Raw genomic sequence first — 22,445 nt, forward strand, 5'->3', positions numbered from 1 at the left:
TGGAAATGATGAGAACAGATCCGCCCGACGATGACAAGGGACCCTCCCGGTCGCCGGGGCGGCCTCGTGACGAGAAGATCGACGCGGCGATCATCCGGGCGACTCGCGACCTACTTCTCGAGACGGGTTATCCGGCTCTGTCGCTGTCGGCCATCGCCGCTCGGGCCGGGACCACCACCGCCGCCATCTACCGGCGCTGGTCCGGTAAGGCGCAGCTGGTTCACGAAGCGATATTGCCCGCCGAGATCATGGCGATGCCCAGCGCCTCCGGTGACGTCGTGGAGGACATCCGAGCGCTGGTGGAGGCGACGCGCACGATGTTCGACCGGCCCGAGGTCCGGATCGCCCTACCGGCGCTGATCGCCGATACGGTTGCCGACCCGGAAGTTCACAGCAAGATGATCTCGCGGTTCGCCAGCAGTCTCACCAGTTTCCAAACCCGAATCGACCAGCAGTACAGTCCATCGCCCGGTGACGGTGACCTACCGCTGCTCGCCGAGGTCGTGGTGGGCAGTGCGATCTTCCGCATCATCATTCGCCACGACGCCCCGCTGGACGCGGCCTGGGTCGACGACGTGACCAACTTGATCAGCTCGGGCTGGCCCTCGGTTGCCGACGGCTCGAGCACCGCGGACTAACGGTCCGTTCGCTCGCCGATGAACTCCACCCCGGCGGTGATCGCCGGGCGGTGGCGCAGGACTCGGTAATGGGCCAGCCGGCCGAGTCCTTTTGTGGTCAGTAGTCGCGCACCGTCCCAGGACGCGGCCAGTCGCTCGGTGGCGACATACGGGCTGTCCGGGTCGTCGGGATCGTGGATGAGAAGCAGCGGAGGGTAGTTGGCTCGTCGACCGACCCGGGTCATATTGGTCTCATGCAGGGGCATGGCGATGCGTTGTTCCAGACGACGGTGTAGTCCCGCGCGGATGCGGCGACCGAAGCCATGGCGTGCGGCAAACAGATCGAGATAGAGCGGGAAATCGGCCATCGGCGCGAAGAAGACCAGACGTCCTACCGGTGCGCCCTGCGCCGCCGCCAATGCGGTGGCGTTCGCGCCCAATGAGTGAGCCACCACCGCGTGCGCCGGCCCATGGGTCTCGATCATGGCCGCGATCGCGTCGGCACACTCGGTGGCTGTGGTCCGTCCGGGAGCGAGCTCACCGGGATCTGATTCGTTGTGGCTGGGCAGGTCGAACGCAACGACCCGGTGTCCGGCTTCCACCAGCGGTTTGACGAACATGGCCAGGTGCGGGCGCTGCCCGCCCCACCCGTGCACCAGATAGATCGGCGGCCCCTCGCCCCATTCCTCACCGGCGACTCGATGCCCATCCCAAAACGCTTCCACCGGCCTGCCGGGGGGCACACCCGGCGGCATGCGCATAGCCGACTCGAGAACCGGTGGGGTGCACCACAACTCGACTGCCCACCGTGATCCAAGCCACGGCGCGAACCGCTCGAGCAGCCCAAACCGTCGGCGCACCCGGTCCTCGACCGGGGGAAGAATTCCAGACCCTTCCACATCGAGCGGGGGGACCTCGCCGATCTGCCCCTGCCCCGACGCGGGTTGAGGTGCTCCGTCGGTCATGAAACCCGATGGTAGTACTAGCCGGTGAAACCCTTCCCCGCTGTCGAGCGGTCGTGGTGGCTGTAGGTCAGCGGGATGTGCTTGCCGCGGGCGATCTTGTTGAGCATGGCAATCCGCTCACGCGCGGCGGCCCCACTCTTCTTCCTGCTCTCCCGGATGGGGTTGGAGAACGGCAGCCGATCGGCGACCCTGGCGATGCCGACGTTGAGCCTGGTGAGGTTCGTGAAGATTCGCACGCGCCGTTCGAAGTTGTAGCCGAGCGGTTCGAAGAGCGTGCCCGCCACCATCGCCTCGATCTGCTTGTACCCGAACACGACTCCCGCAGGCGCCAGGGCGACGCTGGCCGTGATCTGGTTGACGTGCCGGGCCACCACTTTCTTGACCACGCCGGGAAGCGCGTCCGTCAGGGTCGTCAAGTGCACCGGACCCGCGATGGCATCGACAAGTTGAGCGCGCCACGGAGACGGGTTGCCGCCGCGGGCCAGAACGTAATTCAACGATTTGATCAGCTCGATGCCGTTCGGGGAGTGCAGCGCCTCGGGAGCGCCCCACAACCGCCCGGAGAAGGACGAGTATTCGGCGAGATCCTCGAGCTGTTGTTTGGTGAGCTTGCGGCCGAACGCGTGGTCGACGAGACGGCCGAGCAGCATGCCGCTGCCGAACCCGAGCAAGGATGTGACGGGGATCGGTTCACCGAACTTGAGGTAGACATCGTCACCCCACTTCTGCCGTAGTCCTTTACTGGCCAGGGCGTGCATCAACCGCACCCGCACCACATCCTGGAACGCATCCGATTGCCGATCGAAGATGTCGGGCAGCGTGAACTCGGCGAAAACCTTTGCGGTCTCGATGAATCGGCGCGGGCCGTCGTCGGCGAATCGGCCCGTGGCTCCGGTGGCCGCGGAAATGTCGCCCGTCATCGCGGTCTCGTAGAACGCCCACCCGCGGATGATCGTGGTGGCGGCGAATGTGGCCGACATCGCGAGCATCCGGCCGCGTTCGGCTGCGACGAGATCGAACTGGGAAGGCAGTTGATCCAGGTGCTCGAAGAGGTCGACGAACTCCTGCGGCGGGTCCTCGAGGGTGTCGATGCCCTGGGTCAGGGCTTGTTCGAAGAGCGCCCGACCCTGCTCATAGCCGAGGCGCTCGAAGGCCTCGACCACGCCGATCATGAGTTCGTCGCGTTGCCAGAAATAGTCGTCCCGCAGGCGCGTGAGATCGCTGGGTTGGACCTCTCTGTCGATGTCGATCCATTCGCCGAAGATGAATTCGCGCATGAATCGCCACTGGTCAGCGAAATGGTCGCGGCCGGGCGGGATGGGACGCAACGGCCGGTCGGGATGATCACGCCGATTGAAGTCCACGTCGGAGAGGAGGATCTCCGGACGCTCACCAGTCACCGTCATGAGGCGACGTTATCGCGGGCACGACTTTCTGGCAACGCCCGTTGTCAGTTGGCGCGGATTGGCAGGGATGGGAGCTCATCGTTGGTTTCCAGCGGACGCATGAGTGCCGGCAGCACAAGATGACGGCGCATTCGCCAGTTCGAATGACGAAACAGACTCGCCATCGCCGCGACGGTGCCGCCGATGTCGTCGCGGCCGGTGAGGTAAGCCCAGCGGTGCGCATCCGGCAACGAGAAGAACTGCTCGAAGAAGCCGGGGACTTCACCGGCCGGCATTCGCAATAACGCCTCCAGGCCGATGCGACGAACCCGGTGAATCACCTTCGCGGCGGTGGGCCAGACCGTCTCCTGCGCTGCCGCGAGCGCTCGATCTGGATCCGCGGGCAGATGCTCGGCAAGTGCGCCGGCCACCCGCGGCGCCAGCTGAAGCGCGGCTGCGACACTGAATCCGGTTGCCGGGTGTATCAGCGGTGCGGCCGCGCCGAACCCGAGCACGCCTCGTCCCGAATGCCGGACCTGGTCGACCGGGAATGAAACCTTTTCCGTGCGTGCGTCTTTCGGCGTTGTGATGCCGTGGTGTGCGAGCCGGGCGTCGAGACGACGGCGCAGGGTCGCCAATGGCAGTCCGGGTCGGCGGGCAAGTGAGGTCTCTTCCACGAGCACCGCGCCGCCGCCCAGCGGAACAACGTACAGGAACGTCGGCCAGCCTGACTCGCCGTGATCGGCACGCCAGTCCATGAACAACGCTTCGCCGGGGGCGATCAGCGGTGCCACCGACGTTTCGTCGAGGATCACGCCGTACGCCGTTTGCTCGGCGGATACGCGGCGCGGCCAGTTGGGGTCCAGCGGGCGCGAGCGGCCGGTGGCATCAACGACGACCGAAGCGCGCAGGGTCGAGCCGTCGGCCAGCGCCACCGCACCGCGCGCCGGCGATCCGACAGCCCGCCCGGTGTAGACGGTCACGCCCACACTTTGGTCGGCGAGGTGGGCGCGCAGAGCGTCGACGTCGAGCACCACATATTCCCAACCCAGACGGTGTTCGGTGAGCGCGATGGCGCGGCCCGCGGCTCGCGCGGCGACCGCGGAGACCGGCAGGTCGGCGGGCAGTTCGGGGCTCCACATGCCGTAGGTCGCCACCCACCGCCGCTCCGGATTCGGATCGAGGAGGCCGACCGTCATTCCGCGTTGACAGCACGCCGCAGCCAACGCCATACCGGCCGGCCCCGCCCCGATTACCAAGACGTCCACGCGCTCTATCGTGCCCTCTTGGGCAAGAACCCCTCGTGCACGCTTCGGCACGGGGTGTGCGGCGCGGCTACAGTTGAGAAGCACCATGGCCGTGAAGCGCAGTATCTTCCGATGGACGGTTGTCCTGACTGTTCTGCTGATGAGCGGCGCCCTCGGATCTGCGACCGCCATGGCCGCTGAACTCGGCGACTATCGCTGGGAACGTCGCCCTCTGCTGGTGTTCGCGCCCGCGCACAGCGACCCGCGCCTCGCGGAGACGTTGCGCCGGATCGAGGCCACTCGCTGTGACTTCGCCGCCCGCGACATGGTGCTCGGGCAGGTCTTGGGCACCGGCGGCAGCACGCTCGATGATCACCCCGTCGACGCCGAGCAGTCACGGCAGTTACGAGCACAGTTCGCGGTTGATACGAACGCCTTCAAAGTGGTGCTGATCGGCAAAGACGGCGGCGAGAAGATGCGCGTCACCGACGTCCCGGACCTTCAGCAGATCTACGCCGTGATCGACGGTATGCCGATGCGCGGCAACGAGATTCGCACCAACCCGGGGCGGTGTTGATGATTCGGCACGGCCTGGTCGGCGCCATGGCAACACTGTCGACACTTCTGCTGGTGTCCTGCGGAAGCATCGAGGGATCCGCACACGCCGGACCTGAGGTTCCGCTGGTCTCCCTCGACGCCGGTTGGACCACGGTCAATGACCCCGTCATGGGCGGTCGGTCCACATCGCAGGTCGCATACGCCGATGGTGGCCTTGTGTTTTCGGGAACCATCTCTCTGGAGAACAACGGCGGTTTCGCCTCGGCCCGCAGTCCGGAAGACCCCGATATCGGGCGGCGAGCCACCGGCGCCATGTCTATCCGCGTAAGTGCCATCGGCGACGGTAAGACCTACGTGTTGAGAGTGGGCGCCGCGGGACAGCCGTGGTCCTACATCCAGCGTTTCCCCACTGAAGCCGGCGTCCAACGAACCTACGAACTTCCCGTGGGAGCTTTCCAGGCGGTGGGAATGCGCCTAGATCCGGCGCCGCAAGCCCCTGCGACTCTGGACCCGTCGAGCATCAGTCAGGTGTCGGTCTACATCCTCGACAAACAGCAGGGCCCATTCGCCATCACCATCACGGGGATCGGCGCGGCGTCGTAACAGCGTCGGTTGAACTCAGGAAACCGTGACGTGGACGTGGTTGAAGTGGTTGGCCACCCGCCACATCGTGTAGGACACCCCGAAGCGTTCAGCCTGGCTTTGCACGTCGGCGTTGATCGCATCGCCGAGCGCCATGTCGGAGCCGATCATGATGTCGATGGCATGGCCGCTCGGATGATCGGGAATCGGGTCCGGGCGGATGCCACCGATGGACTGCACGCCCGGGAAGGTCGCGATGATGTACGCCGCAAGGGTTCGGGCGTTGGGGGTCAGCCCATTCATCCCGACTGTGGGGATCGCGCCGCCGGGTCCTAGCAATGCTTGCTGAGCGGCCGGCAACGCGTAGTAGGTCGCCCGCACCAATCTGACCTGGCCCTCGACTTCCGACTGCTTGGTCTCCAGATCAGCTCGCACCGTCGCGGCGGCGTCGGCGGCCGCTTTGGCGGTGGCCGCGGATTCGGCGGAAGCTGCCGCGGCAACGGCGGCCTGTCGCTGGGCGTCGCGGAACTTCTGTAGCTGCCCCGTCATCTGGTCCGTGATCGTCCGCTGGAAGGCCAGTTGGTCGATCAGGCGCTGGGGCGACGCGGCAACGAAGAACGCCGTCACGCTGTCGGTACTCCCGCCGGCGTAGATCGCGGCCGCTGCTCTGTCGACGGTCCCCTGGTAATCAGCCAGCTGCGCCTGGGTGGATTCGAGCACAGCCACATCGTCGGTGTGCTTCTGCTCCGCGGCGCTCTGCAGCTGCAGCTTCTTCTCGAGGTCCAGCTGGACGGACTGCGCGGTTTCGATCAACTGCTGCGCCTGTTTGGTCAGCTCGTTCAGCTTGGCCAGCTCGTCTGATGCCGGCTCGGCGAACGCGGACCCGGCCGACACCACGCACAGGGCAGTGACGATCGCCATCGCTCCCGCTGCCCTGCTCGGACCTGTTTTCGGTGCGAAAGGCCGGTGAAACTTCACGACTGCGCATCCTTTAACTGCCGGGCGACGTCGTCTCCGTCGAATTGCAGACCCCTGTAGCTCAGGTCTCGGAAAGGTTACGAAACGGTGCGGAGGTTGTCCAACCGTGCCATTTACCGGACCACCAGCACCGGGCACTCGGCGTGATGGATCAGGTTCTGACCCACTGAGCCGAGGATCGAGTCGGCCAGCCGCCCGCGGCCGTGACTGCCCACGACCACCAGCTGAGCCTCCCGCGACAGATCGGTGAGACCTTTCGCGGGGCTGATGTCCTGAAAAACCTTGACGACGTGGGCGTTGGGATACTTCCGGGCCAGCGGTTGCACCAGCTCGTCCATCCGACGGCGCTGCTGGGTCTCCAGCACATCCAGCAACTGCCAGTCCATGTTCCCCTCACCGCCGAGGTCGCCCATTCCGACCGCCGCGTCGATCTCCCACATGTGCACCACCGTCAGCTGCGCATGCAATAGCCGGGCGATGTCGAAAGCTTCCGCGAGCGCCCGGCTGGATGACTCCGAGTCGTCGATACCGACCACGACCGGCAATGGTTTTCCGGTCCGCTTGGCGACGGGGGCTCGCCAGACCACGACCGGACACTGCGCCCGATGAACGGTCCGCACGGCGTGGCCACCCAGCGCCCGGTGGTCCGCCGCGCCGGTGCCCACCACCAGCAGCCTGGCCTCTTGCGAGGCGTCTGCCAGGGCCGTCGCGACCGCGGACTTGACCGTCGCCGTGCTGATCACGAGATCGGGGTGCGCCGACCGGACGTCCGCTTCTGCCGCCCTGAGCACCTCGTCGCCGGTGGACTCGGGTCCGGTGGGTGCTTCAGCGCCGGCGAAATGCCATTCGAACCGCGGAACCGCGTGCAGCAACGTCAGCGGGAGGGCATGAGCGGTGGCGAACTCCGCGGCCCACCGGGCCGCACCGAGTGAGGCGTCCGACCCATCGATGCCGACAACGACGGACTGTTCTTGGGCAGCGGAGGTCACGCTCCGAGACTAGGGGACCCGCTCGGACGGAAAGGACGTTCCCAGGCGGGAGCTACCCGACCCAGCAGGGAGCGTCGCCGGGGGTGTAGTACGGCAGCCCGTTGGGAGAGATACAGGGCTGTTCGCCGGGGAATGCGGGAACCAGCGAGAACGCATAGGTCTCCGGCAAGCCGTACCGAACCCAATCCCCCGCCACAGCCGCGTCCACGGCGTCGCCCGCGATACCCGGCGTGCACCCGCCGACGGTCACGTGCCGGCCGCCGATGTCGCCGCACACGTCGGCCTGGGCCATCGGGGAGATCGCCGCGGGGATGGCCGACAATGCGGCCGCGCTGAGCAGGACACCAGCAATTTTCTTTACCATGCCGTCAGTATCGCTGCCGGATATGCATTTCGTTACCGCGCTCGACGAGATTGGTGTTGCTGTGGTCCTGGCAGCTGCACGACGGCGCGTAAATTTGGTGTGCGGCGTACAGATTTACCCTCGAGCGCTGAGCGTGAGGAGAGCGTGTGGCCAGATCGAACGGTTTCGAATTGGTCGACGTTCACGCCCACTTCCTCACCGACGAGTACGTCAGCGCCGCGGTCGCTGCGGGGATCGAGCATCCTGACGGTATGCCCATGTGGCCGTCGTGGAGTATCGAAGCACAGTTGAAACTGATGCAGGACAATCGGATTCGCCACGCGGTCCTGTCTTTGTCCTCGCCAGGGGTGTCCTTCGCCGACTCATCGCAGGCGGCCGTACTGGCCCGGCACGTCAATGACTTCGCCGTCACTGCGGTAGCTGCCCACCCGGAGCGCTTCTCCTACTTCGCTTCCCTTCCGCTACCCGACGTCGACGCGGCGGTCGTCGAAGCACAGCGCGCGATCGACCGTCACGCAGCGGCCGGCGTGGTTGTCCTGAGCAACCACCGCGGACAGTACCTCGGTGATGCAGCTCTCGATCCGCTGTGGGACTGTCTGAACACGCGGCAGTCCATTGTGTTCGTCCATCCGACATCACCACCGCATGCCGAGGCCGTGGCGCTCGGTCGCCCCCGGCCGGTCATCGAGTTCATGTTCGAAACCACCCGCACCATAACCGATTTGATCTTCGCGAACGTTGTCGGCCGTTACCCCGGCATCAAGTTCTTGATCCCGCATTGCGGCGCCGCCCTACCTCTGCTGGCAGCACGCGTCGAGCAGTTCCGCAGCCTGTGGCCGATGCCCGACGGCAGTCCGCCCGGACCCCTGACCACCGAAACCCAGTTGCGCCGCTTCTGGTTCGACCTCGCCGGCTATCCGATGCCCACCCAGGCGACGATCTTGGCGGATGTGGTCGGCACCGAACGCATCCTCTACGGCAGCGACTTCTGCTGGACGCCCGAGTTCGGCGTTGGCAAGCAGGTCGCCGCACTGGACGCAGACCGGAGCATTGACTGGCGCCGGGTCACGTCCGAGAACGCGCAGCGAGTTCTCGGCTAGCTTTTCCACTGCCGGGCAAGGTGATTCACGAAGTCGCCCCTATCGCGCTCCCCCACTCAGTGACCATGTGGAGTGTGATTGCCCGTGCCGATGACAAATCAGCCGGGACTGCGGGTGCCGCACAGGTAGCCTGCACGGATGGCATCGACGCCCCTGCCCGTGGTGCTGGCCACGCTCGCGTTACGACGCACGCTCAAGCGACTCGCCGACAAAATGGTGCCACCGCAGTTCGCGATGCTCGACGTCGGCGAGGGCGTCGCCGGCGTCCAGATCGCCGCGAGTATCGCCGAACTCGGGATCGCCGATGTACTGGCTGATGGTCCGCTGACCGCGCCGCAGATCGCCGCGCGGATCGGCTCCGACGTAGAGACCACCCATCGCCTGCTGCGAGGCGCGACCGCATGCGGTCTGTGCACCCTCGACCGGCGGACCGGGGCGGCGAAGATGACTGCGATGGGCGACGTGCTCCGCAGCGACCACCCGTCGTCGCTGCGAGCCTGGATGCGCTACAAGGGAATGCGCTCGACCGTCGAGGCGTGGGGTGGGCTCGCCGAGAGTGTGCGCAGCGGCCGCAGCGCGTTCGAGATCGTGCACGGCATGTCGGTATGGGACTGGTACGCCGCTCATCCCGATGAGCAACAGCTCTTCGCCGCGACGATGCGGCAGGCCACGAGCATCATCGCCCGCGGGATCGCGCGGGTGTATCCGTGGCCCGACGGTGCGGTGGTGTGTGATGTTGCCGGCGGGATCGGCACACTGTTGTCGGTGGTCGTCACCGAATCGCAGGCGAATCTGCGCGGGGTGCTGGTCGACAGCGCCGGGATGATCGCCGAAGCGGAGCGCTTTCTCACCGAACGCGGAGTCGCCGACCGCATCGACCGTGTCGAGGGAGATATCTTCCGGTCCATTGACGCCACCGCCGACGTCTACCTTCTCAAAGACGTGCTCCACGACTGGGATGACGAACGCTGCGCGACGATCCTCGCCGCGGTGGCAGCCAGCATGCCCGCGGGCACGAAGTTGCTGGTGGTCGAGTATCTGCAGCCGCGCAATCGCCCGAATCCGTTCTCACCGCTGCTGGACCTGCACACGCTGACGCAACGCGACGGCGGCCGCTTGCGCTCACGGGCCGAACTCGACGACCTGCTGGTTGGCGCCGGTCTGCAGCCCACCGGTCGGTCGTTCTCCGTTGTGCCGCACGACATCATCGAGGCCGCCAAGATCGCGTGACCTACCGCCCGTGCGTGTATGGCGGCGGTCGATGAGTCAGCCGCGCGGGGTGGTGGTGATGTGTACGTGGTCGAAGTGTCCGTACCCCGTGGCTTGAGGCCCGGCCGGCGTGGAGTAAACCCCCCGCCAGATCACGTCCTGCAGTCCGAATCGCGCGGCGTTAGCCAGCGCGAACGCGCGGATCTGGTCGCCCAGGGCGATGCCTTCGGGACTCCCAGGATTGGGGATCATGATGTCGATCGCCAGACCGCGCGGATGCCACGGCTTCGAATCCGGCCGTACCCCGTCGATGGTGGAGATCTGAGGGAATTCTGCGCTGATCGTTCGGGCGGCCAAGATCGTATTTGGTTGTAAGCCAACCTCATTGGCGACGCCGACGGGCAACGCCGCGGGGTCGTCCGGGATTGCGGCCGCGGGTGGTGGAGCCAGGTCGCCGGCAGGCAGCTCGGGCATTGCGACGATCGCCGGGTCCTGCGGGGGCGCTATGCCCACCGGCGATGGCGGCGGCGCGGCGTTCTCGACCACCGCTTGCTGCTGGGGAGTCAAGGCCGCGTACTGGGCTTCCGCGGCGGCGATCTGGCGCAGCAGTTCCTGCCACGTGGCTTGCAGGTCCGCGCGGATCGCGGCAGCACGCTCGGCCGCCGAGCGTGCGTCCGCGACTGATTGCTCTGAGGCGCGGGCGACAGCTGCGGCACGCTCGCGCGCGTCTCGATATCCCCTCATCTGATCGGCCGTCGTGGCGGCCACCAGATGCTGCAGCGACAACTCGTCGATGAGACGTTGCGGCGACGACGTACTGAGAACCGCCGCCATCTGGCTTTCGCCGCCGCCCATGTAGGTCATCGCCGCGAGGCGGTCGACCGCGGCTTGATAGGGCGCCAGTTGATTGTTCGCGGCCTCCAACGCGGCCAGGTCGGCGCGTTGGCGGTCCTCCGCCGCGGCCTGCTGGGCCTGCGCGGCGTCAGCGTCGCGCTGAGCGGCGGTGACGGCTTCGCGGCTGCGCACCGCCTGTTGAGACAACTTGTTCAGCGTGCTCAACGCGTCGTCGGCTGGCTCCGCATGCACAACAGCCAGCGACGCGGCCATCACAAGCAACACAGACCCGGCACCGCACACCGTCCGGCGAAGGCAGTGGCGAATCCCGGTCATGCGGATTGTCACGATCCTTCGGTCATGGAGCGGTCCCGGCTGTCGATGTCCCGGCAAAGGCTACGAACTGTGCTGAACGTTGTCTAGCCGAGCAGCGATGAGGCTCGGCGCCATTGCGACGTTGGCGGACTAAGCGTGGTCCGAGGTGGAATTTCCGTAGTCCCACGACACGGTACGAACGGGTGTCACGCGGATGTAGGCGGCGCCGGGTCTCGGTGCGGTGGGCCATTCGGACTCTGGCACGCCCCTCCCCCGGGCGCCTTCCCTCGCGAGCTCCACCGCTTCCCCTGGTTCGCGAACGATGCGGGCGTGGCCTTGGAGCATCACGCCGCGAATGTCTGCCATCGTGGAGCCGTCTTCGAGCAAGATGCTCACGTTCGGGTTACTTTCGATGTTGGCCACTTTGCGTGTGCCATCTCGCACGCCCAAGATGATGTCGCGGCCCAGGCGGAAGTACCCGAGAGGTACGGAGTGCGGGAAGCCATCCTTCTCAATGGTGGTCAGTATCGCCCAGCCCGGGCGGCTATCCAGATACGCCTCAACTTCTTCGTCACTGAGTTTGCGTGGCATCAGCACAGGCTAAGCGCCGGCAGATTCCTCGACTCGACTGCCCACGACACACACGCGCGGTCAGTACGCCTCCACGTCCACCTCGAACAGCGACACGGGTCCGATGATCACGCCGTTCTCTTCGACGTAGCGGTCCCACAGCTCGATCAAGTCGGCCAGCTTGTCGGGCCGGGAGGCGGCCTGATCATGCACCTCGCCGGGATCACTCGAGAGGTCATAGAGCTGCCAGGTGCCTGAGCCGTAGGGCACAGGCAGATGAAGCGCCTTCCAATCGCCCTGGCGAATCGCGCGGCGGCCGAACAACTCCCACCCCGTGCCGGTGTCGGCATCGTGCACCACCTCTGCCTGTCCCGACAGGTAGGGCACCATCGATCGGCCTCGCATCGGCTCCACCTCCCTGCCCTGGTACTCGGTGCCGGGATGCGCGGCGTCGGCGAGCTCCAGCACGGTCGGTGCAATGTCCATCACGGTGGTGAACGCCGTGCCGATCTCTCCCTGCCGAGCGAAGCCCGGCCACGCGACGAAGCCCACCACCCGGATACCTCCCTCGGTGGTGAAGGCCTTGTGCAGCCGCGACGGCGCGGTGGCGGCCTGCGCCCAGCGCGGGCCGTACCAGGCCCACGAGGTGGGGGCACCGAGGTTGTCCACGCTGTTGTCACAGTGCTTCGCGACGAACGCTTCGATTTCGGGGCCGCGTAGCGGCATGGCCTCGACGATCGTCCCCTCCGCGCCGTTGTCCGACAGAAAGATCACGACCGTGTTGTCCAACTCGCCGGTGCCGTCGAGATAGTCGATCACCCGGCCGATGTTCCAGTCCATCCGGTCCACCATGGCGGCATAGACCTCCATGTTGCGGGCGGAGACGGCACGCTCCTCGTCGGTCATGTCCGCCCATTCCGGGGCGCCGTCGGCGACCACCGGGTGGGGCTCGACGTCGGGTGGGCACAGGCCCAGCCGGGTGAGCGCGGCCAGCCGCTCCTCGCGCAGTGCGTCCGGTCCGGCGTCATAGCGGCCGTGGTAGTTGGCGATGGTTTCCTGCGGCGCGTGCAGCGGCCAGTGCGGCGCCTGGAAGGGCAGGTAGGCGAAGAAGGGCTGGTCTTCACCGTCTTGGGGACGTTCGTGGAGGTAGCGCAGCAGCGTGTCGGTGTACGCATCCGACGAGTAGAAGTCCTCGCCTACGGTGACGAACTGATCGTCTTCGGTGAACATCGTCGGCACCGGAGAGAGCCCGCCACCCCCGCGGGTGCCGTAGTGGCTGGCACCGGCCGGCAACAGGGCGAATGAGCGGTCGAATCCCCTTGCCCACGGCGACCTGTCGATCGTGTCGCCCAGATGCCACTTGCCCGACATGAGCGTCAGGTAACCGGCGTCGCGGAGCAGTTCGGGCAGCGCCACGACCCGGTCGTTCAGATACCCCTCGTAGCCGGGGGCCCCGCGGAATTCGGGGGCGGCCATCTCGAGCATCGTGCCGATTCCGGCGACGTGGTGATCGGTTCCGGTCAGCAGCATCGCCCGCGTCGGCGAACAGGCCGGAGCGGAATGGAAATCGGTGAGCCTGATGCCCGTGTGGGCCAATCGATCCAGGTTCGGAGTATTGATTTCGCCGCCGAAAGCGCCGATGTCGGAAAATCCGAGGTCGTCGGCCACGATGACCAGGAAGTTGGGACGAGTCACGCTGACCCATCCTGTCACGGCCCACCACTGGACCCGCCGACAATTGGCTTTTCACCAGCGCGCCGTGCTGCCTGTGGGGTTAGCGCGCCGAGGTCTCTCGCGAACGGCGTCGCTTGGTTGGCGGCCCGGGAAATCTGCGAGGTCTAGCGTGGGCGGAATGGGTTTGTTCAGTCATGAGGAGTCCCCGGATCCGGCCGACGGCGTCGGTGGTGGGCTTGTTGAGCGAGCTCGGCGGGCTGAGGTGGACGAGTACGGGGTGGATGAACCTGTGGTCGTGGGTCCGGGGTTGCCGCCTGAGGATGGTTCGTGCGGTCAGTTCGCTGTGCAGTTTCACGTGTCGACGTCAATGCTGCTCGGGCTGAAACGTATTGCGGATATGCGTGGGGTGAGCGTGCCGGAGGTATGCCGGCAGGTGGTCGGCGTGTTTGTTGCCCAGCAAGAGGGCGAGCTCGGCGCGTTGCTTGCCGCCGAGGCGGAGGCGGCTGATTACCGGCCGAGTTTGGGTGAGGCGTAGTCGGGCCGAATCGCCCACTGGCACAACGGATTTCCCCGTGCCGGAATGTTGAAGTCCAGACCGCCAGATATCTCCGGATCGAGGCTGGCGTCGAGCGGATCTCGCGCTCGGGTGTCGCCGCCGGCGGGGACAGTGGACAGACGCGCCGTGACGAAGTACGACCGTCTTAGTCGGTTCAGATGGCGTGGCGACGGTCTAGCCGAGGCGAACCGACTTGTGGGCATCATCCGGGCCCGACCGTGGTGGACAACGACATCGTGCGCACAGGTCAAGGCGTAGGCCTTTGTTCGTGGTCTGACGTATCAACGGCCTGCGTCTACGCAAAACTGCCACAGCGGGGTCGGCCCCCGGCGCATCGGGACCACTGCTAGCTGCATCGTTCGGGCGTCGCTACACCCGCCGCAGTGCGCGGGAGTCGCGCACCTCCCGATCGGGTGCGTCCTTGCGTAACCCCTGCACGACGCCTGCGAAAAGGATCCGGCTAGTTCAGCCCGAGTGCGCGACAACTCCCTGAGCTATGACGTTGTCGCCGCCGTCGACCACCACGTCGTACACATCCTGTCGTCCGATACTGGTGATCTCCACGATTTCGTCCCAGAACACGTCGTTGGTGGCGAGGTCGTGGAGGTAGCGGTCTTCGAGGACGATGGCGATGTTGTGCAGGCGGCCGCGGCTCGGCGCGTGGTTCCATACGGCCGATCCGCAGTACTTAGTGTTTACCTTGGTGGCGAATTCGCGGTGAGTCATCGACTTCGCGGTCAAAGCGGTTCGGACATTGGCCCACACTGCTGAGGGAACGGTGTCCAGGTTTGTGTTGCGTTGCACCACTTCTAGTTTAGTGATTAGAGCTTCAGCTGCGGCGTCCTTCGCCCCATGAACGCCGATGTAGCGCAGAAATCGCAACTGGTTCTCGGCGCCATAGATACAGAGGTGCCAACCGTCTCGATAACCGGTCTTTCGCACCCGTTTGATCCGAGAGAAGACCTCAAAGCGCAGCAGCAGTTGCGCGACGTCATAGATCAGCCGTCGGCTGCTCGATGCGTAATACAGTTTGCCGCCGCCGGCCCGTGCATCCCAGCTCACATGCCCGTCCGTCGCCCAAAGGTGCCTTAAGAACAAACCCACCTTTACGTACGGAAGTGCGAAAACATCTGGCGGAACAAACTTCTCATAGCTTCTTAGGCCAAACAGCCCAAGCCCGTCCAGCCATGCCGCGATCGGGTTGCGCTTACCCTGGGTCAGCCTGAATGGCGCCGGGAGACGCAGAGTGGTCACTCGCGCGGCAGGGTAGTCATCACGAATTGCCGTGACGCCGAAGTGCCTCGCGGCTGCGCTAACCGCAGCGAGGCTCGCCTCGTCGATGCTGGCGTAACGAATGGGCTGGCGCTTCACACACGAACCGTCGCCGATCATGTGCGCGAGGAGGATCACTTCGGGGTCGGCCATGCGTTGCGGAATTAGCGGCTCCGGGACGCGGCGCGGAACCGCGATTCGGTAACCAATTGTACTGTTGCTCAACGGATTTGGGCCATCGAGAGTCATCAACAGTTGACCGCCTGTAGCCTCCAGCTCACGACCAGATGCTAATCGTATACGCAATAACTCGGCGTGGCCGCTGGCAACCACACTGACGATGGGCCGCGCTGCTAAACGCTTGCGCTGGTCCATCGACCAGACAAGTGGACGTTCGCCATTCTGTGCTAGCTCACCGACGGTGGCCTCAGAGCCGTTATCTGCCTGTAGGATCCGCGCTGACGCCGGTGATGCCATTGGAATCTAGCGCGCCATGTTGGTGAACCGCGACAGATGCAACTGGTGCGCGACCGTCACGGTACGGGTCGGTCCTGCACGGTGTTTCGCGACGATCAGGTCGGCTTCACCGCCGCGCGGGTCGTCGGTTTCGAATGCATCCGGGCGGTGCAGCAATATGACCATGTCTGCATCTTGCTCGATCGATCCCGACTCACGTAGATCAGCTAACATTGGTTTCTTATCGGTGCGCTGCTCGGGACCACGGTTCAGCTGGCTCATCGCGACAACCGGAACTTCCAGTTCCTTGGCCAAAAGCTTGATCTGCCTTGAGAATTCGGACACTTCCTGCTGGCGTGACTCGACTTTCTTGCCCGACGTCATCAGCTGCAGGTAGTCGAGCACAATGAGCCGCAACCCGGCCTTCTGATGCAGCCGGCGTGCTTTCGCACGGATCTCCATCATCGTGAGGTTCGGCGAATCATCGATATACAAAGGCGCTTCGCTGATTTCGCTCATCCGACGCGCCAGGCGTGTCCAGTCGTCGTCGGTCATCTTTCCCGAGCGCATGTCGGCGAGCTTGATCTTAGCTTCGGCCGAGAGCAGTCGCATGACGATCTCGGACTTGCTCATTTCCAGTGAGAACACGATGCTCGGAAACCGGTGCTTGATCGAGCAGGACCGCAAAAAATCGAGACCCAGGGTCGAGTTGTGGGTCGGGATCATCGCCCGCCCCGCGAGATACATGTGGTCACCGTTGTCGACCTCGACGCAGCGCACCGGAACGCTCGCGATGGGCCGGACGTCGGTGATGAACCGCGACGATGTTCGTACTTTCCCGCCGGCCCGCCGTTCCTTGTGCAACAGGGCTTTCCGGGGCAGCCCGAAAACCTCGTCATCGGTGGAGAAGTTCAGGATGAACGCCGTTGAACTCTCGTCGCGACGGCAGTCGTAGCCGAGGCTGACGATCAACTCGAACACGTCATCAGCCAGACGATGATTGGTCGTCGAGAAATCAACTGACCCGTCGCTACTCACCGCTCCGCTGGCATCCAACAGGCCGCCAAGCAGTGCACGCCGCTGAGATTCGGCGGCGCGGAGGTACTCCGCGGGAATGTGCGTGGCGTCGAAGGCGCCGATCTCGCCGCCCTCGCCCTCGACTCGCATGACGATCTCGGGTTCCGCCGGGCTGACTACCTGGCCCAGCCACACCCCCAGCGCATACGGCGGTACGGGGAGCGCAAGGACCGCCGCCTGAAGTGGCTTCGAATTGGCCACCGCGTGGTTCCAGTGCAATGTCTCCACGATGTCGCGCGTCGTCCTCACAAGCGCAGATTGCCGCGAAGCGCGGGTCTCCGTCAGCCACTGGTGCTCAGCGTCCGCGATAAGGACTGTGCCGTCGGAGAATTCGACCTCGTAGCAGGGCCGGCCCACCATGATGTCCGTTGCCGCGACCACGCGTGTGGGGCGTCCGTCGGCGTCGATCAGGTAGTCCCCGACCTTGACCTCGCCCATCGTGGTCCAGCCCGTCGGCGTCGGCAGCGGCGTGTCCAGACCCAGCGCCTTGCCCATACCCGGACGAGCCGCCACCACGATCATCTGACCGGGATGCAGGCCGTTGGTCAACGCATCGAGCTCCTCGAAGCCCGTCGGTACGCCCTTGGAGAGACCGCCGTTCGAGGCGATGGCGTCGATCTCGTCCATCGTCGGCTGCAGCAGATCTTCCAGCGGGAGGAAATCCTCCGCCGTTCGCCGCTCGGTGACGTCATAGATCTCGGCCTGCGCGCGGTCCACGATCTCGTTGACGTCGGCGCCTTCTGCGCCGGCGTAGCCGTACTGCACCACCCGGGTGCCGGCCTCCACGAGCCGCCGCAACAATGCCTTCTCCGCCACGATGCCCGCGTAGTACCCCGCGTTGGCGGCCGTCGGCACCGTGGAGATCAGCGTGTGGAGATAGGGCGCACCACCGATGCGGCGCAGCAGCCCGCGACGGTCCAGCTCGGCGGCGACGGTCACAGCGTCCGCGGGCTCACCGCGCCCATAGAGGTCCAGGATCGAGTCGTAGACGTTCTGATGGGCCGGCCGGTAGAAGTCACCCGGGCGCAGCCGCTCCAATACGTCGGCGATGGCGTCCTTGGACAGCAGCATGCCGCCCAACACCGATTGTTCGGCTGCTAAGTCTTGGGGAGGCTGGCGACCAAAGTCCTCAGAAGGAGGAGGACTGTCCATCCCGGGCTGACCGAGATCATCGACGACCGCCATTGGGCTGCCCCCACCTCCTCTTGAATTGGTCGAACTTCTGTTCGATGCAGTATCAGAGGTGTACCCCACGCCCCCGACAAGCTCTCGACGTCACGATGTGAACCGCACCGCCGACGGCTCACGCTAGACGTTGCTGGGGCCCTCGCAAACCGAGCCTGTTCATCAACCTGTTAGTGGTTTGTGGATAGCTGGGGAAAGAGGTGTTGAGGCGTTGGGGAAAACCTGTGGATGGCCGGCCGTTTTTGGGTTATCGCCCCAGCTAAACGCAGGGTAGTCCCGGTTGTGTGTTGTGGATGGCAAGTTCATCGGCGTGTCGGCCCCGGTTGCGATCTCGGGCGTGTTGTGTTGCCGGAGCTTATGCGCCAGGTTAACGGACGGTTAGATTAGCTGTGGCGACCCCGCCCGGATGTGTTCGCCAGAAATACAGCAATTCCCCGAGGGCAGCCACTAAGTGGCCGCCACCCGGGGAATTGACGCAGACGGCTAACTCTGGGGCACGACGTCGACGGTGATGTCGACGTTCACCTCGGGGTGCAAGTGCACTCCGACGGTGTGGGCGCCAGTCGCCTTGATGTGTGCCTTGGGCAGCTGCACGGTGCGCTTGTCCAGGCTGGGTCCGCCGGCCTTCTTGATCGCGCCGACGATGTCGTTGGCGGTCACCGAGCCGAACAGCTTGCCCGAGTCCGCAGCCGACTTCACCGGCAGCTGGATCGAACCCAGCGCGGTGATGGCGGCCTTGATCTCGTCAGCGTGCTCACGATCGCGCACGGTCTTGGTCTCGCGGGCACGACGGATCTCGTCGGCCTGCTTCTGCGCACCGCGCGAGGCCACGATGGCCAGGCCGCGCGGCAGCAGGTAGTTACGTCCGTAGCCGTCCTTCACCTCAACGGTGTCGCCGGCCGTTCCGAGGTGCTCGACCTCAGCGGTCAAAATCAGCTTCATCTCGATACTTCCGTTCTCTACCGCGCCGCCGACGTGAACGGCAGCAGAGCAACCTCACGCGCGTTCTTGACGGCGATCGCGATGTCGCGCTGGTGCTGCACGCAGTTACCGGTCACCCGGCGGGCGCGGATCTTGCCGCGCTCGCTGATGTAGGTACGCAGCAATTGCGTGTCCTTGTAATCGATGTCCTGCCCCTTGCCCTTCTTGGAGCAGAACACGCATTTGCGGGTCTTGACCGGCTTTTCCGGTGCGGGACGCCGCTTGTTGGTCTTGGCCATGGGTCAATCTCTTTCGTTCTTCACAGTCGCGCCGATGGCGCACAAAGGATTTCGTTGGGTATCAGAAGGGCGGTTCGTCGTCGCCGCCGGCGAACGAACCCGACGCCGGGGCGCTGCCCCACGGGTCGTCGCCTGACTCACTTGCCGCCGCTGCCGCCGGACGGGAGCCCCCGCCACCGCCGCCACCGCCGAAGCCGCCGCCACCGCCGCCACTGCGCGAGGCCTTGTTGACCTTGGCGGTGGCATAACGCAGCGACGGGCCGATCTCGTCGACCTCGAGCTCCACAACGGTGCGCTTCTCGCCCTCGCGGGTTTCGAAGGAGCGCTGCTTCAGCCGGCCCTGAACGATCACCCGCGAACCGCGGGTGAGGCTCTCGGCCACGTTCTCGGCCGCCTCACGCCAGATGTTGCAGCGCAGGAACAGCGCCTCGCCGTCTTTCCACTCATTGGTCTGACGGTCGAACGTGCGCGGTGTGGACGCCACCGTGAAATTGGCGACGGCTGCACCGGACGGGGTGAACCGCAGTTCGGGGTCGGCCGTCAGATTTCCGACGACGGTGATGGTCGTGTCACCGGCCACAGGGTCCTCCTGGCATAGGCGGATGGATTTACCGCGAAGCCTACGTAAGAGCTCCGACGCGCGGCGCGCTTATCCACTCAGCGGATAGTGAGTCCGAACTGGACTCAGTGCTTATCGGTCCGCATCACCTTGGTCCGCAACACGGACTCATTCAGGTTCAGCTGACGGTCGAGCTCGGACACGGTGGCCGGCTCGGCCTTCACGTCGACGACGGCGTAGATGCCCTCGGCGTGCTTGGCGATCTCGTAGGCCAGCCGGCGCCGGCCCCAGATGTCGACCTTGTCGACCGAACCGCCGTCACTCCGGATGACGTTCAGGAACGTCTCCAGGGACGGGGCAACGGTGCGCTCGTCGAGAGTGGGGTCAAGGATGACCATGATTTCGTATGGACGCATGGGAACCTCATCACCTCCTATGGTCGTAGCGGCCACGGCGTGTCCGTGGCAGAAGGGTCGCCTGCGTCGGCAACCTGCACAGGCTACCGGAGTACAGGCTGATCAGCGAAATCAGCTCCGCTGGCCGTAGTACTCCAGCGCCAGCTGCAGGGTGGCATCGGAGACCTGGTCCACCGCGCCGGCGTGGAACGGAGGCTGCGGGTCGTACTCGATCATCAGCTGGCTGGCCTCCGCGGCCCGGCGCCCGACCAGCAGCTCGACCAGCCGCAACGCCATGTCGATTCCACTGGACACCCCGGCCGCGGTGATGATGCGCTCGGGCAGATGCTCGACGACCCGTTGCGGGGTGTAGATCGCACCGAAAGACTCCAGCAACTCGGTGGCCCGCCAATGCGTACCGGCCGTCAGCCCGGTCAGCAGGCCCGCGGCCGCCAGCACCAGGCTGCCGGTGCACACCGAGGTTGTGAACGTGGTGTGCCGGTGTACCTCGCGCACCCACTCCAGGACCGCGGTGTCGTCGACGAGGGTGCGGGTGCCGATTCCGCCGGGGAACACCAGGATGTCGGGTTCGGTGATTTCGTCGAACGTGGCGTCGACCGTCAGCCCGAGCATGCCGTTGTCACTGCGGACCTCGCCGCGACGATGCCCGACGAACACCACGTCGATCGACGGGATGCGCTGCAGGACCTCATATGGACCGATCGCGTCCAGTGCGGTGTTACGCGGGAACAGTGCTATCGCGGCTTGCATCCGGTGCCTCTTGTTCCTCGGGCGCATCCGCAGCGGCCGTCGCGCGTGGGCGCAACCACCGCGGGAACCATGTCGGGTACGCGTCTGGGGCGCCGTCGAACACGCCCCCGGCGGGATCGTCCACCCGGCCGCCCCACCGCACCAAATCCAGTTCGGGCCGGTAGATCTGGCGCACGACCAACACCATCAGGCCCACCACCGCGATGTCGCGCAGCAGCACGGTTGCGGTGAACCACTGCTCGGGCAGGCCCTTGTTGGCCTCGCCGTACAGGTAGTACATCCGCGGCACCCACACGAGCATGTCGATGGTCATCCACGCCAACAGGATTCGGCGCTGCGGCAGGGCCAGCACCGCCAGCGGCACCAGCCACAGCGAGAACTGCGGGCTCCACACCTTGTTCACCAACAGGAACGCCGCCACCGTCAGGAACGCCAGCTGCGCCACCCGGGGCCGCTGCGGCGCGGTCAGGGCGATGTAAGCGATTGCCGCGCAGCACAAAACGAACAGCACGGCGACGAAGGTGTTGAGGATGACCGGCGGCTGCCAGAACCCGAGGTTCGTGTCGAAGCCGTCCCAGCCGGTGAACGACTTCACCACGTTGTACAGCGAATCCATGTCATCCCCGCGCCGGGAGTTGAGCCGGAAGAACTCCGACCAGCCGCGCGGAAACAGCACCATCACCGGAAGGTTCACCACGAACCAGGCGCCCACCGCGGACACCACAGTCTTGGCGGCCTCAGGCATCCGGTCGGTGCGGATCGCCAGCACCAGCAACGGCAGCAGCAGCAGCGCCGGATAGAGCTTCGCCGCCACCCCGAGCCCGATCAGAATCCCGGCGAGCACCGGCTTCTTGCGCGCCCACGCCAGCAAGCCACCGATCGCCAAAGCTGTTGCCAGTGCATCGAAATTGGTGAAGATCTGGAAGATAAGAACCGGGGACGCGGCCACCAGCGCGGCATCCCACACCCGCCGGCCGGCCAGCCACGATGACGCCCATACCGTCGTCAGCCACGCCAATGCCAGCCCGATCGCCGCGAAGTTGAAGAACATCACCACTTCGGCGACAACGGGCAGCGACACCATTTTGGCGACCGCCGTGTAAGTCTTGGCCAGCGCCATCGACACGTACTGGTACACCCCGGTCAGCACCGGATATTCCATGTAGCGGACCGCGGGCTTGCCGTCATACCGGATCTGCGGCCGGCCGCTCGAGTCTGTCTCGATCCAGCTCGACTTGTACGGAAAGCGGCCCTGGCTCAACAACTCTGCACCGTAGAGCGGCACGGTGTCGGAGTAGCACAGCTCGAAATAGGCGCGCTGGTTCTGCCAGTTGGCCACCCGCTGGTCGGGTGTGCCGGTACCCACCGTCTGCAGGCACGGCGCCTTTGTCGACCATCCCAGGGCCAGCACCACAAGCGCCATCAGGAACATGACCCGCAACGGGGTGAAGATCCGGCTCCGGCCGATCAGGGCGTGCCGGCCCACCGGACCGCCCACGACTTCCGAGAGTGCCGCGCCGACAGCGTCATTGCGACTCGGCATGTCACGATCGTCCGCACTGCGCCG

The 22,445-nt window shown here is 65.5% G+C and carries 22 protein-coding genes and 1 pseudogene; 6 read left to right on the forward strand and 17 right to left on the reverse strand.

Features of this window, described 5'->3' with window-relative positions:
- Positions 1-8: 8 nt before the first annotated feature.
- Complete coding sequence (locus tag D3H54_RS29605; RefSeq protein ID WP_149383201.1) at positions 9-638, forward strand: TetR-like C-terminal domain-containing protein; 630 nt, start codon at positions 9-11, stop codon at positions 636-638.
- On the opposite strand, the gene D3H54_RS29610 is transcribed toward D3H54_RS29605, so the two are convergent.
- The 3 genes from D3H54_RS29610 to D3H54_RS29620 are packed head-to-tail and all read right to left on the reverse strand — an operon-like array spanning position 635 to position 4,235.
- The gene (locus tag D3H54_RS29610) at positions 635-1,582 is read right to left on the reverse strand and encodes an alpha/beta fold hydrolase (protein ID WP_149383202.1); all 948 of its coding nucleotides are present in this window, start codon (positions 1,580-1,582) and stop codon (positions 635-637) included. The genes D3H54_RS29605 and D3H54_RS29610 overlap by 4 nt on opposite strands.
- Positions 1,583-1,599: 17 nt before the next feature.
- Positions 1,600-2,988: an oxygenase MpaB family protein gene (locus D3H54_RS29615; RefSeq protein ID WP_149383203.1), complete on the reverse strand. Its 1,389-nt coding sequence runs from the start codon at positions 2,986-2,988 to the stop codon at positions 1,600-1,602.
- Positions 2,989-3,032: 44 nt separating this feature from the next.
- Complete coding sequence (locus D3H54_RS29620) at positions 3,033-4,235, reverse strand: lycopene cyclase family protein (protein ID WP_286199050.1); 1,203 nt, start codon at positions 4,233-4,235, stop codon at positions 3,033-3,035.
- 139 nt (positions 4,236-4,374) lie between these two features.
- Between D3H54_RS29620 and D3H54_RS29625 the strand changes: the two genes are divergently transcribed.
- Together D3H54_RS29625 and D3H54_RS29630 are read left to right on the forward strand one after the other, a co-directional pair.
- Positions 4,375-4,791 carry a DUF4174 domain-containing protein gene (locus D3H54_RS29625; RefSeq protein WP_286199051.1) on the forward strand — a complete coding sequence of 139 codons (417 nt, stop codon included), beginning with the start codon at positions 4,375-4,377 and terminating at the stop codon, positions 4,789-4,791.
- Entirely contained in the window at positions 4,791-5,375 is a 585-nt protein-coding gene (locus D3H54_RS29630; protein ID WP_286199052.1) for a CIA30 family protein, read from the forward strand. The genes D3H54_RS29625 and D3H54_RS29630 overlap by 1 nt, the downstream gene beginning before the upstream one ends.
- 15 nt (positions 5,376-5,390) lie before the next feature.
- Here the strand turns inward: D3H54_RS29630 and D3H54_RS31390 are convergent, their stop codons facing one another.
- The 3 genes from D3H54_RS31390 to D3H54_RS29655 all read right to left on the reverse strand — a co-directional run bounded on the left by D3H54_RS31390 (position 5,391) and on the right by D3H54_RS29655 (position 7,685).
- The gene (locus tag D3H54_RS31390; RefSeq protein ID WP_168215007.1) at positions 5,391-6,275 is read right to left on the reverse strand and encodes a coiled-coil domain-containing protein; all 885 of its coding nucleotides are present in this window, start codon (positions 6,273-6,275) and stop codon (positions 5,391-5,393) included.
- A 170-nt stretch (positions 6,276-6,445) separates the two neighbouring features.
- On the reverse strand, positions 6,446-7,321 hold the full coding sequence (locus D3H54_RS29650) for a universal stress protein (RefSeq protein ID WP_149383208.1): 876 nt from the start codon (positions 7,319-7,321) through the stop codon (positions 6,446-6,448).
- Positions 7,322-7,373: 52 nt separating this feature from the next.
- On the reverse strand, positions 7,374-7,685 hold the full coding sequence (locus D3H54_RS29655; protein ID WP_149383209.1) for a hypothetical protein: 312 nt from the start codon (positions 7,683-7,685) through the stop codon (positions 7,374-7,376).
- 146 nt (positions 7,686-7,831) lie between these two features.
- Here D3H54_RS29655 and D3H54_RS29660 point away from each other — a divergent pair, with 146 nt between their 5' ends.
- Both D3H54_RS29660 and D3H54_RS29665 read left to right on the forward strand, forming a co-directional pair.
- The gene (locus D3H54_RS29660) at positions 7,832-8,785 is read left to right on the forward strand and encodes an amidohydrolase family protein (protein WP_286199053.1); all 954 of its coding nucleotides are present in this window, start codon (positions 7,832-7,834) and stop codon (positions 8,783-8,785) included.
- Positions 8,786-8,923: 138 nt separating this feature from the next.
- On the forward strand, positions 8,924-10,015 hold the full coding sequence (locus D3H54_RS29665; RefSeq protein WP_149383210.1) for a methyltransferase: 1,092 nt from the start codon (positions 8,924-8,926) through the stop codon (positions 10,013-10,015).
- Between the two features lie 36 nt (positions 10,016-10,051).
- Here the strand turns inward: D3H54_RS29665 and D3H54_RS29670 are convergent, their stop codons facing one another.
- The 3 genes from D3H54_RS29670 to D3H54_RS29680 all read right to left on the reverse strand — a co-directional run bounded on the left by D3H54_RS29670 (position 10,052) and on the right by D3H54_RS29680 (position 13,408).
- The gene (locus tag D3H54_RS29670) at positions 10,052-11,164 is read right to left on the reverse strand and encodes a VldE C-terminal domain-containing protein (RefSeq protein WP_149383211.1); all 1,113 of its coding nucleotides are present in this window, start codon (positions 11,162-11,164) and stop codon (positions 10,052-10,054) included.
- Between the two features lie 129 nt (positions 11,165-11,293).
- Positions 11,294-11,734, reverse strand: a complete 441-nt coding sequence (locus tag D3H54_RS29675; RefSeq protein WP_149383212.1) for a pyridoxamine 5'-phosphate oxidase family protein — start codon at positions 11,732-11,734, stop codon at positions 11,294-11,296.
- Between the two features lie 60 nt (positions 11,735-11,794).
- Positions 11,795-13,408, reverse strand: coding sequence for an arylsulfatase (locus D3H54_RS29680; RefSeq protein WP_149383213.1), 1,614 nt, complete (start codon positions 13,406-13,408; stop codon positions 11,795-11,797).
- 157 nt (positions 13,409-13,565) lie between these two features.
- Between D3H54_RS29680 and D3H54_RS29685 the strand changes: the two genes are divergently transcribed.
- Positions 13,566-13,922 carry a hypothetical protein gene (locus tag D3H54_RS29685; RefSeq protein WP_286199054.1) on the forward strand — a complete coding sequence of 119 codons (357 nt, stop codon included), beginning with the start codon at positions 13,566-13,568 and terminating at the stop codon, positions 13,920-13,922.
- A 492-nt stretch (positions 13,923-14,414) separates the two neighbouring features.
- Here the strand turns inward: D3H54_RS29685 and D3H54_RS32410 are convergent.
- The 8 genes and pseudogenes from D3H54_RS32410 to D3H54_RS29725 form a co-directional block, all read right to left on the reverse strand.
- Positions 14,415-15,683, reverse strand: a pseudogene (locus D3H54_RS32410) (LAGLIDADG family homing endonuclease); the annotation flags it as partial.
- Between the two features lie 15 nt (positions 15,684-15,698).
- On the reverse strand, positions 15,699-17,933 hold the full coding sequence (gene dnaB, locus D3H54_RS32415; RefSeq protein WP_149383215.1) for a replicative DNA helicase: 2,235 nt from the start codon (positions 17,931-17,933) through the stop codon (positions 15,699-15,701).
- A 483-nt stretch (positions 17,934-18,416) separates the two neighbouring features.
- On the reverse strand, positions 18,417-18,875 hold the full coding sequence (gene rplI / locus D3H54_RS29700; RefSeq protein WP_149383216.1) for a 50S ribosomal protein L9: 459 nt from the start codon (positions 18,873-18,875) through the stop codon (positions 18,417-18,419).
- A 17-nt stretch (positions 18,876-18,892) separates the two neighbouring features.
- Positions 18,893-19,153 carry a 30S ribosomal protein S18 gene (rpsR, locus tag D3H54_RS29705; protein WP_149383217.1) on the reverse strand — a complete coding sequence of 87 codons (261 nt, stop codon included), beginning with the start codon at positions 19,151-19,153 and terminating at the stop codon, positions 18,893-18,895.
- A 61-nt stretch (positions 19,154-19,214) separates the two neighbouring features.
- Positions 19,215-19,733, reverse strand: a complete 519-nt coding sequence (locus D3H54_RS29710) for a single-stranded DNA-binding protein (protein WP_083117754.1) — start codon at positions 19,731-19,733, stop codon at positions 19,215-19,217.
- Between the two features lie 104 nt (positions 19,734-19,837).
- Positions 19,838-20,128 carry a 30S ribosomal protein S6 gene (gene rpsF, locus D3H54_RS29715; RefSeq protein ID WP_036342207.1) on the reverse strand — a complete coding sequence of 97 codons (291 nt, stop codon included), beginning with the start codon at positions 20,126-20,128 and terminating at the stop codon, positions 19,838-19,840.
- Positions 20,129-20,239: 111 nt separating this feature from the next.
- Positions 20,240-20,878, reverse strand: a complete 639-nt coding sequence (locus D3H54_RS29720) for a DJ-1/PfpI family protein (RefSeq protein WP_149383218.1) — start codon at positions 20,876-20,878, stop codon at positions 20,240-20,242.
- Positions 20,847-22,421, reverse strand: a complete 1,575-nt coding sequence (locus D3H54_RS29725) for a glycosyltransferase family 87 protein (protein ID WP_286199055.1) — start codon at positions 22,419-22,421, stop codon at positions 20,847-20,849. The genes D3H54_RS29720 and D3H54_RS29725 overlap by 32 nt, the downstream gene beginning before the upstream one ends.
- Between the last annotated feature and the right edge of the window lie 24 nt (positions 22,422-22,445).

The sequence above is a fragment of the Mycobacterium sp. ELW1 genome (genome assembly GCF_008329905.1).
Lineage (GTDB): Bacteria > Actinomycetota > Actinomycetes > Mycobacteriales > Mycobacteriaceae > Mycobacterium.

What these genes read in the sequence shown, in the direction of transcription:
- dnaB (WP_149383215.1), bottom strand. Translation starts at nt 17,933, where the DNA reads ATGGCGGTCGTCGATGATCTCGGTCAGCCCGGGATGGACAGTCCTCCT.
- D3H54_RS29630 (WP_286199052.1), top strand. Translation starts at nt 4,791, where the DNA reads ATGATTCGGCACGGCCTGGTCGGCGCCATGGCAACACTGTCGACACTT.
- D3H54_RS29665 (WP_149383210.1), top strand. Translation starts at nt 8,924, where the DNA reads ATGGCATCGACGCCCCTGCCCGTGGTGCTGGCCACGCTCGCGTTACGA.
- D3H54_RS29625 (WP_286199051.1), top strand. Translation starts at nt 4,375, where the DNA reads ATGAGCGGCGCCCTCGGATCTGCGACCGCCATGGCCGCTGAACTCGGC.
- D3H54_RS31390 (WP_168215007.1), bottom strand. Translation starts at nt 6,275, where the DNA reads ATGGCGATCGTCACTGCCCTGTGCGTGGTGTCGGCCGGGTCCGCGTTC.
- D3H54_RS29670 (WP_149383211.1), bottom strand. Translation starts at nt 11,164, where the DNA reads ATGACCGGGATTCGCCACTGCCTTCGCCGGACGGTGTGCGGTGCCGGG.
- D3H54_RS29610 (WP_149383202.1), bottom strand. Translation starts at nt 1,582, where the DNA reads ATGACCGACGGAGCACCTCAACCCGCGTCGGGGCAGGGGCAGATCGGC.
- D3H54_RS29675 (WP_149383212.1), bottom strand. Translation starts at nt 11,734, where the DNA reads ATGCCACGCAAACTCAGTGACGAAGAAGTTGAGGCGTATCTGGATAGC.
- D3H54_RS29720 (WP_149383218.1), bottom strand. Translation starts at nt 20,878, where the DNA reads ATGCAAGCCGCGATAGCACTGTTCCCGCGTAACACCGCACTGGACGCG.
- D3H54_RS29615 (WP_149383203.1), bottom strand. Translation starts at nt 2,988, where the DNA reads ATGACGGTGACTGGTGAGCGTCCGGAGATCCTCCTCTCCGACGTGGAC.
- D3H54_RS29725 (WP_286199055.1), bottom strand. Translation starts at nt 22,421, where the DNA reads ATGCCGAGTCGCAATGACGCTGTCGGCGCGGCACTCTCGGAAGTCGTG.
- D3H54_RS29655 (WP_149383209.1), bottom strand. Translation starts at nt 7,685, where the DNA reads ATGGTAAAGAAAATTGCTGGTGTCCTGCTCAGCGCGGCCGCATTGTCG.
- rpsR (WP_149383217.1), bottom strand. Translation starts at nt 19,153, where the DNA reads ATGGCCAAGACCAACAAGCGGCGTCCCGCACCGGAAAAGCCGGTCAAG.
- rplI (WP_149383216.1), bottom strand. Translation starts at nt 18,875, where the DNA reads ATGAAGCTGATTTTGACCGCTGAGGTCGAGCACCTCGGAACGGCCGGC.
- rpsF (WP_036342207.1), bottom strand. Translation starts at nt 20,128, where the DNA reads ATGCGTCCATACGAAATCATGGTCATCCTTGACCCCACTCTCGACGAG.
- D3H54_RS29685 (WP_286199054.1), top strand. Translation starts at nt 13,566, where the DNA reads ATGGGTTTGTTCAGTCATGAGGAGTCCCCGGATCCGGCCGACGGCGTC.
- D3H54_RS29605 (WP_149383201.1), top strand. Translation starts at nt 9, where the DNA reads ATGAGAACAGATCCGCCCGACGATGACAAGGGACCCTCCCGGTCGCCG.